18 protein-coding genes are annotated in these 15,821 nt (G+C 64.9%); 12 read left to right on the plus strand and 6 right to left on the minus strand.

Features of this window, described 5'->3' with window-relative positions; genetic code table 11:
• Positions 1-90 precede the first annotated feature (90 nt).
• The gene (locus CDI09_RS01505) at positions 91-582 is read right to left on the minus strand and encodes a sigma-70 family RNA polymerase sigma factor (protein ID WP_078526853.1); all 492 of its coding nucleotides are present in this window, start codon (positions 580-582) and stop codon (positions 91-93) included.
• A 127-nt stretch (positions 583-709) separates the two neighbouring features.
• Here CDI09_RS01505 and CDI09_RS01510 point away from each other — a divergent pair, with 127 nt between their 5' ends.
• The 3 genes from CDI09_RS01510 to CDI09_RS01520 all read left to right on the plus strand — a co-directional run bounded on the left by CDI09_RS01510 (position 710) and on the right by CDI09_RS01520 (position 4,835).
• Entirely contained in the window at positions 710-1,450 is a 741-nt protein-coding gene (locus tag CDI09_RS01510; RefSeq protein ID WP_078526851.1) for a response regulator, read from the plus strand.
• Positions 1,451-1,575: 125 nt separating this feature from the next.
• Positions 1,576-2,955 (plus strand): alpha,alpha-trehalose-phosphate synthase (UDP-forming), encoded by a 1,380-nt coding sequence (locus tag CDI09_RS01515; RefSeq protein WP_078526850.1) that lies wholly within the window; start codon positions 1,576-1,578, stop codon positions 2,953-2,955.
• A 53-nt stretch (positions 2,956-3,008) separates the two neighbouring features.
• Complete coding sequence (locus tag CDI09_RS01520; RefSeq protein WP_078526848.1) at positions 3,009-4,835, plus strand: ABC-F family ATP-binding cassette domain-containing protein; 1,827 nt, start codon at positions 3,009-3,011, stop codon at positions 4,833-4,835.
• Here CDI09_RS01520 and CDI09_RS01525 read toward each other — a convergent pair.
• The gene (locus tag CDI09_RS01525) at positions 4,823-5,824 is read right to left on the minus strand and encodes a Gfo/Idh/MocA family protein (protein ID WP_110571158.1); all 1,002 of its coding nucleotides are present in this window, start codon (positions 5,822-5,824) and stop codon (positions 4,823-4,825) included. The two genes, CDI09_RS01520 and CDI09_RS01525, sit on opposite strands and share 13 nt — an antisense overlap.
• 306 nt (positions 5,825-6,130) lie before the next feature.
• Between CDI09_RS01525 and secD the strand changes: the two genes are divergently transcribed.
• Positions 6,131-7,681: a protein translocase subunit SecD gene (gene secD / locus CDI09_RS01535; protein ID WP_078526845.1), complete on the plus strand. Its 1,551-nt coding sequence runs from the start codon at positions 6,131-6,133 to the stop codon at positions 7,679-7,681.
• Positions 7,682-7,694: 13 nt separating this feature from the next.
• On the plus strand, positions 7,695-8,645 hold the full coding sequence (secF, locus tag CDI09_RS01540; RefSeq protein WP_110571169.1) for a protein translocase subunit SecF: 951 nt from the start codon (positions 7,695-7,697) through the stop codon (positions 8,643-8,645).
• Positions 8,646-8,712: 67 nt separating this feature from the next.
• Here the strand turns inward: secF and CDI09_RS01545 are convergent, their stop codons facing one another.
• Together CDI09_RS01545 and mscL are read right to left on the minus strand one after the other, a co-directional pair.
• Positions 8,713-9,165, minus strand: a complete 453-nt coding sequence (locus CDI09_RS01545) for a hypothetical protein (RefSeq protein WP_078526843.1) — start codon at positions 9,163-9,165, stop codon at positions 8,713-8,715.
• Positions 9,166-9,400: 235 nt separating this feature from the next.
• Positions 9,401-9,910 (minus strand): large conductance mechanosensitive channel protein MscL, encoded by a 510-nt coding sequence (gene mscL, locus CDI09_RS01550; protein ID WP_078526841.1) that lies wholly within the window; start codon positions 9,908-9,910, stop codon positions 9,401-9,403.
• 249 nt (positions 9,911-10,159) lie between these two features.
• On the opposite strand from mscL, the gene rpmE reads away from it, so the two are divergent.
• The 3 genes from rpmE (at position 10,160) to CDI09_RS01565 (ending at position 11,975) form a co-directional block, all read left to right on the plus strand.
• Complete coding sequence (gene rpmE, locus CDI09_RS01555) at positions 10,160-10,390, plus strand: 50S ribosomal protein L31 (protein ID WP_061272648.1); 231 nt, start codon at positions 10,160-10,162, stop codon at positions 10,388-10,390.
• Between the two features lie 186 nt (positions 10,391-10,576).
• Positions 10,577-11,089 (plus strand): Hsp20 family protein, encoded by a 513-nt coding sequence (locus tag CDI09_RS01560; RefSeq protein ID WP_078526839.1) that lies wholly within the window; start codon positions 10,577-10,579, stop codon positions 11,087-11,089.
• A gap of 298 nt (positions 11,090-11,387) precedes the next feature.
• The gene (locus CDI09_RS01565; protein ID WP_078526837.1) at positions 11,388-11,975 is read left to right on the plus strand and encodes a DUF1013 domain-containing protein; all 588 of its coding nucleotides are present in this window, start codon (positions 11,388-11,390) and stop codon (positions 11,973-11,975) included.
• A 49-nt stretch (positions 11,976-12,024) separates the two neighbouring features.
• Here the strand turns inward: CDI09_RS01565 and CDI09_RS01570 are convergent, their stop codons facing one another.
• Positions 12,025-12,195 carry a YdcH family protein gene (locus CDI09_RS01570; protein ID WP_078526835.1) on the minus strand — a complete coding sequence of 57 codons (171 nt, stop codon included), beginning with the start codon at positions 12,193-12,195 and terminating at the stop codon, positions 12,025-12,027.
• Positions 12,196-12,354: 159 nt separating this feature from the next.
• Between CDI09_RS01570 and CDI09_RS01575 the strand changes: the two genes are divergently transcribed.
• Genes CDI09_RS01575 through CDI09_RS01585 form a run of 3 tightly spaced genes read left to right on the plus strand, consistent with a single transcriptional unit; the run spans position 12,355 to position 14,286 of the window.
• Positions 12,355-12,555 (plus strand): YdcH family protein, encoded by a 201-nt coding sequence (locus CDI09_RS01575; RefSeq protein ID WP_061272640.1) that lies wholly within the window; start codon positions 12,355-12,357, stop codon positions 12,553-12,555.
• A 25-nt stretch (positions 12,556-12,580) separates the two neighbouring features.
• Positions 12,581-13,090, plus strand: coding sequence for a 5-(carboxyamino)imidazole ribonucleotide mutase (gene purE / locus CDI09_RS01580; protein WP_257788365.1), 510 nt, complete (start codon positions 12,581-12,583; stop codon positions 13,088-13,090).
• A complete protein-coding gene (locus tag CDI09_RS01585) occupies positions 13,087-14,286 on the plus strand; it encodes a 5-(carboxyamino)imidazole ribonucleotide synthase (protein ID WP_078526833.1) in 1,200 nt (399 codons plus the stop codon). The genes purE and CDI09_RS01585 overlap by 4 nt, the downstream gene beginning before the upstream one ends.
• A gap of 72 nt (positions 14,287-14,358) precedes the next feature.
• Here the strand turns inward: CDI09_RS01585 and CDI09_RS01590 are convergent, their stop codons facing one another.
• On the minus strand, positions 14,359-15,030 hold the full coding sequence (locus CDI09_RS01590) for a JAB domain-containing protein (RefSeq protein ID WP_110571159.1): 672 nt from the start codon (positions 15,028-15,030) through the stop codon (positions 14,359-14,361).
• 83 nt (positions 15,031-15,113) lie between these two features.
• Here CDI09_RS01590 and CDI09_RS01595 point away from each other — a divergent pair, with 83 nt between their 5' ends.
• On the plus strand, positions 15,114-15,806 hold the full coding sequence (locus CDI09_RS01595) for an HAD hydrolase-like protein (protein WP_078526829.1): 693 nt from the start codon (positions 15,114-15,116) through the stop codon (positions 15,804-15,806).
• The last annotated feature ends 15 nt before the right edge of the window (positions 15,807-15,821 follow it).

Consider the following 15,821-nt stretch of genomic DNA (forward strand, 5'->3'; position numbering starts at 1 on the left):
TTTCGTCGTTCATGCCGGTGCAATGAACGGGAAGGAGGAAAGGTTACATTTCCCATGTAACGAAAACGCGAGCACTGCGCAGGGGTTCCCTCAGCCTCCGCCCCTGCTGTCCGTCTGCATGTAGTCCATGATCTGGGCGCGCGCGCGTGAAACACGGGCCTTGAGCGTGCCCACCGTCACGCCGCACACATGGGCGGCCTCGACATAGGTCATTTCCTGCACGCCCACCAGCACCAGCGCCTCGCGCAGGCGGGGGGTGAGCTGCCAGATCGCGCCATTGAGGTCGCGCAGCGCATCGACCTCCCCCGCACCATTGTCACTTTCGGCCTGATCGGGGCGCTGCGCGTAATCCGACATGACATCACGCTCGCGCCGGCCTTTGCGCGCCTGCTCGTAAAACAGGTTGCGCGCGATGGTATAAAGCCACGCCTTCATGCTGGTGCCCGGCGTGAACTGCCCGAGCGCGCCGAGCGCGCGCAGCACGGTTTCCTGCACCAGATCATCCGCCGCCGCGGACTGACCGGTCAGGAAACGGGCAAAACCACGCAATTGTGGCAGGAGAGACAGGATCTCCCCACGCAAGTGCGTGACCCGTGACGGATCGGATGGTATTCTGGATTCCAGTTTGTTTACTCTTCAACTCTTGCAGCACAGTCTAACGCTGTCATGATCCGGAGTGTAACAGTTTATCTGGGGAGATGAATGCCTCATGCCGCTATCACGGCGTCAAGACCTGCTTCGCGCCCTGCCCTATGCCCGGCGTTACGCCCGTGCATTATGTGGCAGCCAGTCGAGCGGCGACCTTCTGGTGGCCGAAAGCCTGCGCGAACTCATGGCGGTGGATGACCCCACCCTGCCCCCGAGGCTACGCCTTTACCAGTGGATCTCGCGCCACCATGCCCAGCACGGCACACAGGAGGCGAAGGCGGGCGGCATGCCGCCGCTGGCGCGCAAGCTGCTCCTGCTCACCTCGCTCGAGGAACTCAGCGTGGCTGACGCCGCCCGCGTTCTGGCCATTGCCCAGCCGCAGGCCGCCGCCATGCTGGAGGATGCCCACGCCCGCCTGCGCTCATGTGCCCAGACCAGCGTGCTGATCATCGAGGATGAACCGATCATCGCGATGGATATCGAGGAGCTGGTGCGCCAGTGCGGCCACACCATTGCAGGCGTTGCCAGCAGCGAGGCCGAGGCCGTGCGCCTTGCGCGCGAGACCCGGCCCGGCCTGATCCTGGCCGACATCAACCTCGGTGATGGCGGCGACGGGATGAATGCCGTCTCGGCCATATTGCAGCACCAGGATATTCCGATCATCTTCGTCACCGCCTACCCCGAGCGGCTGCTCACGGGCGATACGATCGAGCCGGCCTTTGTCATCACCAAGCCGTTCGAACCGCTCACGCTGGCGGTCTCCACCTATCAGGCCGTATCGGGCGGCGTACCACTGAACTGACACAGCCGCATGCCAGTCCCGGCGCAACCGGCATCCCCCTGCCCGGCCAGATGTGTATGCTGCCCCAGTCGTGCTGCCGGACGAAGCTGGGCCGCCATGCGACAGCTGAGTGAAGAGAGGGCAGAATGAAACGGCTGGTCATTGTCTCCAATCGCGTTCCCGTTCCCAAGGAGGGGCTGCGGCCCGGTGGCCTCGCGGTGGTGCTCAAGGACCTGCTGGCCCGCCAGGGCGGCATGTGGTTCGGCTGGAACGGCACCTGCCACCCCGACGCCGCCCACCTCCCGCCCGAACACCAGCAGGCCGAAGGGGTGGAATACGCCACCATCGGCCTCACCCCTGCCGAGCACCGCAATTACTACACCGGTTTTTCCAACTCCACGCTGTGGCCGCTCATGCACTCGCTGCCCGAGCACATCCACTTCGAGCGCCGCGAGCTTGAAACCTACTGGTCGGTCAACCAGCGTTTCTGCGAGAACCTGCTGCCCCTGCTCCGGCCTGATGACATCATCTGGATTCACGACTACCACCTGCTGCCGCTGCCCGCCCTGCTGCGCCGCAACGGGGTGCGCCAGCCCATCGGCTTTTTCCTGCACACCCCCTTCCCCGCGCCTGACATGCTGGCCACCGCGCCTGATGGCGGCACGTTCCTGCGCGACCTGCTCAAGGCGGACCTGCTGGGATTCCAGACCGCTGATGACACCGCCAATTTCATCTTCGCCGCCACCCGCACCGCAGGCGCGGTTCCTGATGGCGAGGACACGCTGGTGTTCGAGGGGCGTACGGTGCGCGTGGGCACCTTTCCCGTCGAGATCGACCCGCAGGCCTTTGCCCGCACCGCAGCCGCCGCAGCCGATTCGCAGGACCTGAAGCGCCTTTCGGGCTCGCTTGCCGGCCGCAAGCTGATCTTTGGCGTGGACCGCATGGACCCCACCAAGGGGCTGGACCACCGGCTGGCGGGCTACGAGCGCATGCTCGAGACCTATCCCGAGCGCGAGCGGCAGGTCACCTTCCTGCAGATCGCGGCCGAAAGCCGCACCGAGGTCGCATCCTACAAGGCGCTGCGCAGGAAACTCGAGCACCAGATCGGCAAGCTCAACGCCCATCGCGGCCAGGCGGACTGGACGCCGCTGCGCTTTCTCACCCGCGGCAGCCCGCGCCCCACGGTGGCGGGTTACATGCGCCTGGCCGATATCGGCTACATCACCCCGCTGCGCGATGGCATGAACCTCGTGGCCAAGGAGTTCATCGCAGCCCAGGACCCCGAGAACCCCGGCGTGCTCATCCTGTCGCGGCTGGCCGGGGCGGCGAAGCAGCTTGACGCGGCCCTGCTGGTCAACCCGCTCGACCATGACGGCATGGCCGATGCGCTCGAGCAGGCGCTGGCCATGTCGGCACCCGAAAAGCGTGAACGCTGGCAGGCCTGCTGGAACGCCATCGCCAACCGCACGGCCCTGGGCTGGGGGCTGTCCTTCCTCAAGCTGCTGGAAAGCACGGCACGCAAATAGGGGTTGCCCACACGGACCTTGCGCCCGCCCCGCCTGACACGACATAAGCGGGTATGGCTCCTCCTCCCCTTCTCCTCCTCCAGGACATTACCCTTACCCTTGGCGGCGCGCCGCTGCTTGATGGCGCGGGGTTTGGCATCGGCCCCGGCGAGCGTGTCTGCCTTGTCGGGCGCAATGGCTGCGGCAAGTCCACCCTGCTGCGCATTGCGGCGGGCGAGATCCAGGCCGATGACGGCACGGTATTCCTCCAGCCCGGCACCACGGTGCGCTACCTGCCGCAGGAACCTGACCTGTCGGGCTTTGCCACCACGCTGGATTACGTGCGCGCGGGCATGGGGCCGAACGACCCGGAATACCGCGCCGAACTGCTGCTGGGCGAACTCGGCCTGAATGGCACGGAAGACCCGGCCACGCTCTCGGGCGGGGAAGCCCGGCGCTGCGCGCTGGCCCGCGCGCTGGCCCCCGAGCCGGACCTGCTTTTGCTCGATGAGCCGACCAACCACCTCGACATGCCCACCATTGAATGGCTGGAGCGCGAACTGCTCTCGCTGTCATCGGCCATGGTCATCATCAGCCATGACCGCCGCCTGCTCGAGACGCTGTCGCGCTCGGTGGTGTGGCTCGACCGTGGCGTGACCCGCAGGCTCGACCAGGGCTTTGCCCGCTTCGAGACCTGGCGCGAGGAGGTGCTTGAGCAGGAGGAGCGCGACAGCCACAAGCTCGACCGCCAGATTGCGCGCGAGGAAGACTGGATGCGCTACGGCGTGACCGCGCGCCGCAAGCGCAACGTGCGCCGCGTGGCTGAACTGGCCGAACTGCGCAACCAGCGCCGCACCGCCATCCGCCCGCAGGGCGGGCTGAAGATGGAAGCCCGCGAGAGCGACCTGTCGGGCAAGCTCGTCGCGGTGGCCGAGGATGTCTGCCGGGCCTATGACCCCGCCCACCCCGTGGTCAGCCACCTTGACCTGCGCGTGCTGCGCCGCGACCGGCTGGGCATCGTGGGGGCGAACGGCGCGGGCAAGAGTACGCTGCTGCGCCTGCTCACCGGGCAGGACAAGCCGGATTCGGGCACGATCAATATCGGCAGCGCGCTGTCGGTCGTTACCCTCGACCAGCAGCGCCGCACGCTCGACCCCAGGGCCACCCTGGCCGATACGCTGACCGGCGGCGGTGGCGACATGGTGCAGGTGGGCGACGAGAAGCGCCATGTCATTGGCTACATGAAGGACTTCCTGTTCCGCCCCGAGCAGGCGCGCACCCCGGTGGGCGTGCTGTCAGGCGGCGAGCGCGGGCGGCTGATGCTGGCCTGCGCGCTGGCGCGGCCCTCGAACCTGCTGGTGCTTGATGAGCCGACCAATGACCTTGATCTTGAAACGCTCGACCTGTTGCAGGAAATGCTGGCCGCCTATTCCGGCACGGTGCTGCTCGTCAGCCACGACCGTGATTTCCTCGACCGGGTCGCCTCCTCCATCCTGATGGCTGAAGGAGGGGGCAGATGGGTGGAATATGCCGGTGGCTACAGCGACATGCTGGCCCAGCGGCAGGATGCAACACTCGCCGCCCGCCCCCGCACCGAGCGCAATGAGGCCGCACCCGCCACAACCGATGTGACCCCCACCACCTCGCCCCGCCAGCCCGCGCGCAAGATGACCTACAAGGACAAGCATGCGCTCGAGCAGTTGCCCAAACAGATGGCCGCACTCGAGGCGGAAATCGAGCGCCTGCGCGCCATCCTGAGCGATGCGGGGCTTTATGCCCGCGACCCTGCCGCCTTCACCGCCGCCACCGCTGCACTGGAAAAGGCGCAGGCCGACCTGACGGCGGCCGAGGAACGCTGGCTGGAGCTTGAAATGCTCCGCGAGACGCTTCAGTCCTCCTGAACGGGGGGGATAATCAGCCCCGAGGCCTCCATCCGCGCCCGCGTGGCGGCAATGCCCTGCGTTACCGCAAGGGCTGCCGCCAGCGCCCGGCGGCCTGCCGCGCCATCAACCAGCACTTTCGCGCCATCAAGGCAGGCGGCGGCAAAGGCCGCATGTTCGGCGGCCAGCGTGTCATGGTCGCGCCATGTGACCGATTCGCGGCGGAAACCGCCGGTGCCCGGCAGCGGCAGGCCCCGCTCGCGCCCGATCATGGTCAGCTCGCGCTTCATGAAATCGGCGGAGAGATAACCCTCCTGCGAGAACACGCGCATGCGCCGCTCGGTCTTGAGCGAGATACGGCTGGCAGCAATCGTGGCAACGCAGCCATTTTCAAAACGCACGCGGGCATTGGCGATATCCTCAAACGGGGAACTCACCGCCGCCCCCAGCGCATCCACGCTCTCGATCGGGCTATCAACAATGGCAAGCACCAGGTCGAGGTCATGGATCATGAGGTCAAGAATGACCGATACATCCGTGCCGCGCGGCTTGTAGGGCGCGATGCGGGTCGCCTCGATATAGAGCGGACGGGTGATGCGCTCGGTAATGGCCCGGTGCTCGGCGGAATAACGCAGCAGATGGCCGACCTGAAGCACCACGCCGTGCTTTTGCGCCAGGGCCATCAGCTCATCGGCCTGCTCCAGCGTCGCGGCCATGGGTTTTTCCACCAGCACATGCCTGTTCGCCGCGAGTGCCTCACGGGCAAGGTCGAAATGATATTCCGCCGGCGCCGCCACGATGATCGCATCGGAACGGGCCAGCAGGTCGGGGTAGGACAGCACCGGCACGCCACCGGCCTCATCGGCCACCTTGCGCGCCCGCGCGGCATCGGGGTCATGGATGCCCACAAGCGCCTCCCGCGCGCCAGACAGCACCTTGAGCGCGTGAAAGCGGCCGAAATGCCCCGCCCCCACAATGCCGATGCGTAACCGCCGTGCTGCGTGCACCATATCCTGCCTTCCCTTCGTGCCGTTCTTCGCGGCCATTTCAAAAGCGGGCCCGTGCCACAACACCTTTGAACCAGCCCCGTGCCGGAGTAGCAGCCAGCACGCCGGTCGCACAGCCCCCGGCATGCCTGCCTGCCACGCGCCAATGCGGCAAAACGGCAACGCCGGGCAGGCGCTCCGCGTATCAGCGGTTGCATCATCGGGCGTGGAGCGGCATGTTCCCGCACTGATTTTACGTGCACACGACACATTGACCATGCCGGGCAAGGGAACCGGCTCAGCCGGGCGCAGGGAGCTTTCCATCAAGTCATGATGTATTACAGTCGGCTCAGAATGGCTTCGGTCATTGGCGTATGTCTGATCGGGCTGGCGCTGTGCCTGCCCAATTTCATCCGCCAGCCCAGCCCCTCCCTGCCATGGCGCCAGATCCATCTGGGCCTTGACCTGCGTGGCGGCTCGTACCTGCTGCTGCAGGTGGACATGGCCAGCGTTACCGCCGACAGGCTGCGCGGCCTGCAGGATGAAACACGCCAGACCCTGCTCAAGGCCGGGCTGGGTTACCGCAACCTTGCCACCGGCGCCCATGAGGTGACATTTACGCCCCGCACGCCGGATGAAACGCAGCCCGACCTCAAGGCGCTGCGCGCCATGCCGATGAACGCGCCGGGCGAGTTTGAGGTAAAACAGGGCGAAAATGGCCAGATCGCCATCACGCTCTCGGCCGATGCCGCCCGCCAGCGCGCCTATGATGCAGTGACCCAGTCCATCGAGATCGTGCGCCGCCGCATTGACGCCACCGGCGCCATCGACCCCGAGATCACCCGCCAGGGCGAGGACCGTATCATTGTGGAGCTGCCGGGCATCAGCGACCCCGAGCGGGTGAAGAACCTGCTCGGCACCACGGCGAAGATGACCTTCCACCTTGTGGCCGATTCCGCCATTGGCTCCGCCGTGCCGCCAGCAGGGGTGGAAATGCTGCCCATGAGCAGCGGACAGGGCACGCTGCCGGTGTTCTCGCACGTGGACGTGGATGGCGCCGACCTGACCAATGCCAGCGCCTCGATCGACCAGCAGAGCGGCGAGTGGGCGGTGAACTTCACCTTCGATTCGACCGGCGCGCAGGAATTTGGCGACGTGACCCGCACAAATGTGGGCAAGCGCTTCGCCATCGTGCTCGATAACAAGGTGATCGAGGCCCCGGTCATCCGCACCGCCATTACCGGCGGCAACGGGCAGATCACCGGGGGCTTTTCCGCCCAGCAGGCCACGGACATCGCCCTGCTGCTGCGCGCGGGCGCACTGCCCGCACCGCTCAACGTCATCGAGCAGCGCTCCATCGGCCCGTCGCTCGGTGCGGATTCGATCCGCGCCGGCGGCTACAGCCTGGCTGCGGGTTTCGTGCTCGTGATCGCGTTCATGGCGCTGTTCTATGGCCGCTTCGGCTGGTACGCCAACATTGCGCTGCTGGCCAACCTGGTGCTGATGACCGCCATCCTCTCGCTGTTCGAGGCCACGCTGACCCTGCCGGGCATGGCGGGCATGCTGCTGACTTTGGGCATGGCGGTGGATGCCAACATCCTGATCAACGAGCGCATCCGTGAGGAAGTAGCCCGTGGCCGCAGCGCGCTGCAGGCCATGCAGGCAGGCTTCGAGCGCGCGACCGCCACCATCGTGGACAGTAACGCAACCGCCCTGCTGGCGCATGTGATGCTGTTTGTTTTTGGAACCGGGCCGGTGCGCGGCTTCGCGCTCACCATCACGATCGGTATCGTGACGACCCTGTTTACCACCCTTCTCCTCTCAAGGATGCTGATGGTGCGCTGGTATGCCCGCACGCGCCCCAGCACCCTGCCGGTCTGAGGCGCGCCGAATGATGTTTGATCGTCCCCTCCTTCGGTTCGTGCCGCGTGGCACGAAAATCAACTTCATGCGCGGGCGCTTCATCGGGCTGGCCACGTCCGCCGTGCTGTCCATCGCCTCGCTGATCCTGTTCTTTCACCCCGGCCTGACGCTGGGGCTGGATTTCCGCGGTGGCATCGTGGTCGAGGCCCGCACGCAGGGGCCGGCTGATTTCAACGTCATCCGCGCGGCCCTTGCGAGCGAGCATGTCTCGGCTGCGGGCGTGCAGTCCTTTGGCGGGCCGGATGACGTGCTGATCCGCCTCGACACCCCGCCCGACAGCGAGCCCGACCACGAGGCCCGCACGCAGGCCATGGTCGACTCCGTGCGCCATGCCATCGCCACCCTGCCCGGCGCGCAGGTGCTGCGGGCGGATGCGGTGGGGGCTTCGGTTTCGAAGGAACTGTTCCGCAACGGCATGCTGGCGCTGGGCATCAGCCTGCTGATGATCCTGGCCTATATCTGGTTCCGTTTTGAGTGGGAGTTTGCGGTCAGCGCGGTGGTGACGCTGGTGCTGGACCTGACCAAGGCCATCGGCTTTCTGGTCATTACGCATTTCGAATTCGATCTGGTGATGGTGGCCGCCATCCTGACCATTCTGGGCTATTCCACCAACGACAAGGTGGTGGTGTATGACCGCGTGCGCGAGAACCTGCGCAAATACCGCACCATGCCGCTGGCCGAACTGATCGACCTGTCGATCAACGAGACGCTGAGCCGCACGCTGGGCACATCGTGCACCGTGTTCCTCGCCGCCTTGCCGCTGGCGCTGTTTGGCGGGGCCAGCCTGTCCGGCTTTGCGTGGGTGATGCTGTTCGGAATCGTGGTGGGCACGTCGTCATCCATCTTCATCGCGGCACCGCTGCTGCTGCTGATGGGCGAGAAGCGCCTGCGGCGTGATGCACGGCCGCCCACGCGCCCCTGAGCGCATGCTGAAAAGTTTTGGGTGACGCCTTTTTGTAAAAAGACTTCACCACAAACTTTTCTCAAAATTATCTGGGGGCAGGTCCGGCCGGGGGTGGCGCGACCTGCCCTTTTGCATTGACGGGCATGGGGGGCGCGCCGGGAATGCACCGCGGGGGCGCCATGCCATGCAGCGTGGACGGGTCGGTCTGGTTGGTGCAGGCCACCATCAGCGCCACGGCCTGCCGACCATCGCGGCGCGCGCGACCCGAAGGCTTCTGCAGCATGGTCATGATCGTGTGCTTGCCGTATTTGAGCGAGGTCGCCATGTCATACACCTGCTGGCCCGACAGCCCGCCATCCTGCAGGCGGCTGACAAGCCCGCCCTCGGCCATGAAATAGGTCGAGACCAGCAGGTAATCCTGTGCCGGGCCAGGCAGGCGCGCCATGTCCAGGCGCTGCGGGCCATGGCAGCCCGCAAGCAGGCTGGCTGCGGCCACAAGCAGCATGCCGGAACGGACATGTCGTCGGATATCAATCATGTAGCGCCAACCCTGTAACGGCTGTGAAAACTCTCATGCGGAACGCATGTCCCGCGCCGTGGCCAGGCCAGGCGGGCGGGTTGCGGCCATCGGGTTACACAAACACCGCATCCGATCAACCCGCGCCTGCGATAGTGGGCACGCGGGCCATCGGGCACAAGGGCGCAGGCGGACACAAAAAAAACGGGCACCCACGCCGGGGTGCCCGTTCTTACGCCGCGTCCGGAGTGTGCGTTCAGGCCTTGGGGGCCTCGCCCTTCTGGGCGGCTTCGGTCTTGAGCACGTCGAGAATGTCCTGCAGCAGCAGTTCGCTGCGCGGGGGCGCGGGCGGGGTTGCCGGCTTCTCGGCTTCTTTCTTCGCGGTCAGGCGGTTGATGACCTTGACCACCCAGAAAATCACGAAGCCGATGATAACGAACTGGATCACGGCGTTGAGGAACAGACCCACGTTCAGCGTAACGGCGCCTGCCTTCTGGGCATCGGCCAGCGTGGCCAGATGCGGGCCGCGCAGGGTGATGAACAGGTTGGTGAAGTCGATGCCGCCAATGAGCAGGCCAAGGATGGGGGTGAAGATATCCTTCACCAGGCTGTTCACGATGGCCGTGAAAGCCGCGCCGACGATAACACCGACAGCGAGGTCAACCACGTTGCCACGCATGAGGAAGTTACGGAATTCGCCCAGCCAGCCGGGTACATGAATATCCTTGACGTGCAGTTCAGGCACGTGATCCGGCAGTTTTGCCATTAACGCCTATCCTTTATTTCTTTGAAGATATTCACTCCTAGCAACATCGGGCGCGCGTGACGACTGCATCAATGCCGCTTTTTTGCCATTCCGCTCCCCTGATGCAACGCGGTAACACTCCATCTGCCTGCGGCGGGCGCGGGTTTTCTTGCCATCGGGTGTTGATCTCGGGCATCCATCTCGTCTATAGGCCTGCCGAACATACGCCCCCGGTCGGCATCGGTGGGCCCAGCGCGAAAGTTGTTTGAAATGAAATCCGGCATCCACCCCGACTACCACGAAATCAATGTCATCATGACCGATGGCACCGAGTACAAGACCCGCTCCTGCTACGGCAAGCCGGGCGACACGCTCCGCCTCGACATCGACACCAAGTCCCACCCGGCGTGGACCGGCGTGCAGCGCATGATGGACACCGGGGGCCAGGTCGCCAAGTTCAACAAGAAGTTCGGCGCGCTCGGCCAGCGCAAGAAGGGCTGATTACCCTCACCTCCACCGAACACACACTGCGGTTACCGGCAATGCCCGGTCCCTTGAACGGGGGGCCGGGCATTCCCATGTCTGGACTATGCGAACGCCCGAGCGGGTTCGCATAATCCCTACAGCGCGGCTCGCTCGAGCGAGGAGCCGCCCACCCGCAGACCTTGCTTCATGGAGGTTTTGAAAATGGCTTATGATTTCGCACCGCTGTTTCGCAGCGCGATCGGGTTTGACCGGCTGGCCCAGCTTGTCGATACGGCGGCCCAGAATCCGGTCAGCCCGTCCTACCCACCCTATAACATCGAAAAACTGTCCGATGCCCGCTACGTCCTGACCATGGCGGTGGCAGGGTTCGGCCCCGATGACATCGAGCTGACCGTGCAGGACAACACGCTGATCGTGGCTGGCCGCGTGGCGGAAAACACGCAGGACCGCGAGATGCTCCATCGTGGCATCGCCACCCGCGCGTTCGAACGCCGCTTTGTGCTCGCTGACCATGTAGTCGTGGAAAAAGCGGACATGACCAACGGCCTGCTGCGCATTGCCGTGCGCCAGATCGTGCCCGAGGCGCTCAAGCCGCGCCGTATTCCCATCTCGTCAGGCCAGGTGATGGGCATGGAGGACGCACAGCCCGCGCCGGACTCCGTTGCAGCGCCCGCCATGGCGGCGCAGCCCGCCGCCTGTGGCTGCGCCGCCTGAACAGGGTCATGGATTATGGGGGCGGGCCATCTGGCTCGCCCTTTTTTGCATGGTTGCGGATGCCCGCCCGATTGGCGGCCGTATTTTCAAACTCCGGGCTGATGGATGCGAAACATCCAGCGCGGGCGGATTGAAGCCTTGACCTTTGGCGCCCTCAACCTTCATATCACTTCCACGAGTGTTTTCCGTTTCTGGCGCGCCAGCAGGTACGCACGGTTCCCGCTTCGGGATGGAACCGTTTCAAACACCCTTTCAGGTGCCTGCGTGTGGCGCCACACGCTGTAGGACCTGAGTGACAATGACTGCCCTGCCCCTGATGCCCAAGGCAACCGCCGTGTGGCTTATTGAAAAGACGGCACTGACCTTTACCCAGATTGCCGAATTCTGTGGAATGCACCCCCTTGAGGTGCAGGCCATCGCCGATGGCGAAGTGGCGCAGGGAATCGTGGGCTATGACCCGATTGCCAACCACCAGCTGACCCAGGCGGAAATCGACCGCTGCGAAAAGGACCCTGAGTCGCGCCTCAAGATCCTGCCACCCGCCAACCCGATCAACCGCCGCTCGAAGGGCGCGCGTTACACCCCGGTGGCCAAGCGTAACGACCGCCCGGATGCGATTGCGTTCATTCTGCGCAACTTCCCGCAGCTGTCCGAGCAGCAGACCAGCAAGCTGCTGGGCACCACCAAGGACACGATCGAGAAAGTGCGCAGCAAGCAGCACTGGAACAGCCCCAACATCAAGCCGCGTGATCCCGTCACGCTGGGCCTGTGCAGCCAGACCGACCTCAATGCCATGGTTGCCGCCGCCAATGAGCGCCTTGCCCGTGAAGGCCAGGCCGTTCCCCCGCCGCTGGAACTGGACGACGACAGCGAGCACTCACTGTAAGCCTGACCGCCCGGCAGCATGACCCGCCGGGCGGAAAGCAGGGCTTTTTTCAGCCCAGCCTGGCCAGTCGCTCGATTTCTTCCTTTACGCGCAGTTTTTCCAGCTTGAGCCGCCTGATCGCGCCCTCGTCGGGCAGCGGCCTGCGGTCTTCATCAAAAATGCGGGCATCAAGCCGCGCATGGCGAGTTTTGAGGCTGTTGATACGTGCTTCATACGACATGGAATCCTCCAGCGTCCTTGCTACGACCCGATCAGGCTAGACCAGACGCGCAGGCGAATTCCATGCTAAAATTGCAGACCGTGGGCGAAGGCGCGCATTTCGCCTTTTGGCGCGGATATGCTTAGACTAGCGCCCTGCCCACCGAACAGATGAGCCGCCATGCTGACAGATCGCGAGACCCTCCTTCGCAAGCTGCATGAACTGCGCAGCGAACATCGTGACCTTGATACGGTCATAAGCCGCATGGCCCTGCAGATATCGGACCAGTTGCAACTGCAACGGCTGAAAAAGCGCAAACTGCTGCTCAAGGACGAGATCACCTGGCTGGAAAGCCGCCTGATCCCCGACAGTATTGCCTGACGACCTGACGAGAGTATTTCAAACCGTGAGCCACCCTTCTCCCGCCTCTTCCGCCGCCCCCCGCGTGGGGATCATCATGGGCAGCCAGTCCGACTGGGAAACCATGCGCCACGCCACCGCCGTGCTGGAAAAGCTTGAGGTTGCGCATGAGGTGCGCATCGTCTCCGCCCACCGCACGCCTGACCGGCTGGCGGAATATGCAAAATCCGCCCAGGGGCGTGGTCTTTCGGTCATTATAGCGGGCGCTGGCGGGGCGGCGCACCTGCCGGGCATGTGCGCGGCGTGGACGGCGCTGCCGGTGCTGGGGGTTCCGGTCGAATCGCATGCGCTCAAGGGCATGGACAGCCTGCTTTCCATCGTGCAGATGCCCGGCGGCATTCCCGTGGGCACGCTGGCCATTGGCAAGGCTGGGGCCACCAATGCCGCCCTGATGGCATCTGCCATCCTTGCCCTGTCCGACCCCGCGCTGGGCGCGCGGCTGGCAGCATGGCGCGCGGCCCAGACGGCGGCCGTGGCGGATGAGCCGACCCGATGAGCATGCTGCTCCCCGGTTCCGTTCTGGGCATTGTTGGCGGTGGCCAGCTTGGCCGCATGTCCGCCATCGCCGCCGCCCGCCTTGGCTACCGCGCCCATATCCTGACCACCGAGGCCGATGGCCCGGCGGCCCAGGTGGCGCATGCCGTAACCCTTGGCAAATATGATGACCACGACGCCCTGCGCCGCTTTGCCGGTGCGGTGGATGTCATTACCTTCGAGTTCGAGAACATCAGCGCCGACGGGCTTGACCTGCTCTCGAGCCTGCGCCCGGTTCACCCGGCGGGCGCGATCCTGCGCATCAGTCAGGACCGCATTGCCGAGAAAAGCTTCATGGGCGAGCACGGCATTCCCGTAGCCCCCTGGCATGCGGTGGAAAGCCGGGCCGACCTTGACCGCGCGGCCGAAGTGCTGGGCTACCCCTTTATCCTCAAGACCACGCGGCTGGGCTATGACGGCAAGGGGCAGGCCCGCATCCATAGTGCTGCCGATCTGAACGCCGCATTTGATACGTTGCGCCCCCACCCGCTGGTGGCCGAGGGCATGATCCGCTTCGCCTGCGAGGTCAGCGTGATGGTGGCCCGCAACGAACGCGGCGAGATCAGCACCTTTGACGTGACCGAGAACCGCCACCGCAATGGCATTCTCGACATCAGCCTGGCTCCGGCCCGCATCAGCCCTGATCTGGCGGCGCAGGCCCATGACCTGGCCCGGCGCATTGCCACGGCCCTCGGCCTTGTGGGCCTGCTGGGCGTGGAGATGTTCGTGGACCATGACGGTAGCCTGCGCGTGAACGAGATTGCCCCCCGCCCCCATAATTCCGGCCACTGGACCATGAATGCCTGCCCGGTTGACCAGTTCGAGATGCATGTGCGTGCCGTAACCGGCCTGCCGCTCCCGCCCGCTACCCGTCATAGCGATGCGGTGATGAAAAACCTGATTGGCCCCGATGACATGGCGCTGTGGCCCGAAATCATGGCCACTCCGCACCTGCTGGCCCACCATTACGGCAAGGCCGAGGCCCGACCGGGGCGCAAGATGGGGCATGTGAACGTGATCTTTCCGCCCGGCAGCCTGCCCGGTGAGTTTGGCGTTGAAGCCGCACTCGGCCCGCTGGCCACACCTGCCGCCCCCCAGGGACGACACCTTCAGCGCCTAAACGTTTTGATGAAGCTTTTTTCAAAAAGCTTCAGATAGTGCTGCCTTTTTGAAGTAAAGGCAGCGCCCGGAAACGTTGTCCTGACGGCAAACCGTTGCCCATGCGTCTGCTCAGGCAATCAGCCCCATGGCGCGGAAACTGTGGGTCCGCCCGTTGCCCACAATAATGTGGTCATGCACCACAACGCCCATCAGCTTGCCGATCTGGGCAATGCGCATGGTCATCTCGATATCGGCGCCCGAGGGTTCGGAGCGACCGGCAGGGTGGTTATGGGCCAGCACCAGCCTTTCGGCACCAAGCTGCAGGGCGCGCCGCATGATCTCGCGCGGATAGACGGGGGAATGATTGACCGTGCCGGTGCCCATCAGGTCATCGGCCAGCAGGTGGCATTGCCCATCGAGAAACAGCACCCGGAACTGCTCGATCACCTCATGACCCATGCAGGCCTGCAGGTAGGCCTCCAGCCCCTTGCGCCCCGAGAGCACATCCGTGCGCCGCACCCGACCCCGATACAGCCGTAACGCCGCCTCGCGCGCCACCGCCAGCAGCGGCGGCACCAGGGCGCTACGCCCGGCTACTTCATCAAGGCCGCCCACATGCGCCGACAGCGCCATACCCGCCGAGCCGAAACGCGCCAGCAGGTTCGCGGCCAGGCGATCGGGGGCGGGATGCGCCGTATCGAGCGTGCGGATGAGGCGATGGAGGAGCGCATGGTCCTGCGCGCGGCTGATGCTGCCGCCCAGAGGCACCGATGCGGAAGCAGGTGGCCTAGAATCGGACAAAACGGCCCTTCCTCAACAATTGCAGGACAGAACACGCTGCCATGGTGCATGATGGCGACAAAATAAGGAGGTTATGAACCTGCATGCGTCTCCATCAGTCCCATACCGTACTTTTTGACCTCGATGGCACCATCATCCGCTCGCGCGATGGCATTGTCGAATCCATCCATGCCGTGCTGCGCGACCTCGGGCATGAACCCGACATGTCGATGGACCTGACCTGGGTGGTCGGCCCGCCGCTCGAGGAACTGATCGGCCATATCCTCGCCCATTATGGCGATGACCGGGTGCACGAGGCAATGGCGCTGTACCGCAGGCATTACGAGTCGGGCGGCATGCACAAAAGCCCGGTTTTCGAGCATATGCGCGAGGTGATCGAGACCCTCTCGGCCGAAGGCGTGCGGCTGTTCGTGGCCACGTCCAAGCCGCGCTATCTGGCGCGCAAGATCCTGCACATGCGCGGCCTCGTACAGTATTTTGATGGCCTGTCCGGCGCGCGCGAAGATGAAAGCGGGGCCGAAAAGCCCGAACTGATCGCCGCCGTGCTGCGTGAATATGCGGTCAATCGTGAAGATGCACTGATGATCGGCGACCGCCGCTTCGACATCAGCGGGGCGCATGCCAACCACGTGCGCGCGCTCGGCGTGCTGTGGGGCTACGGCACGCGCGAGGAACTGGTGCAGGCGGGCGCGGACGCGCTGGTCAGCCAGCCTGCCGAACTGCTGGCTGCCATCCGCCAGCAATTCGCGGCGGCCGAGGCGCATCCCCACGGCTGAACACGCCGCCTGCAC

This window comes from Komagataeibacter nataicola (assembly GCF_003207795.1).
Classification (GTDB): Bacteria; Pseudomonadota; Alphaproteobacteria; order Acetobacterales; family Acetobacteraceae; genus Komagataeibacter; species Komagataeibacter nataicola.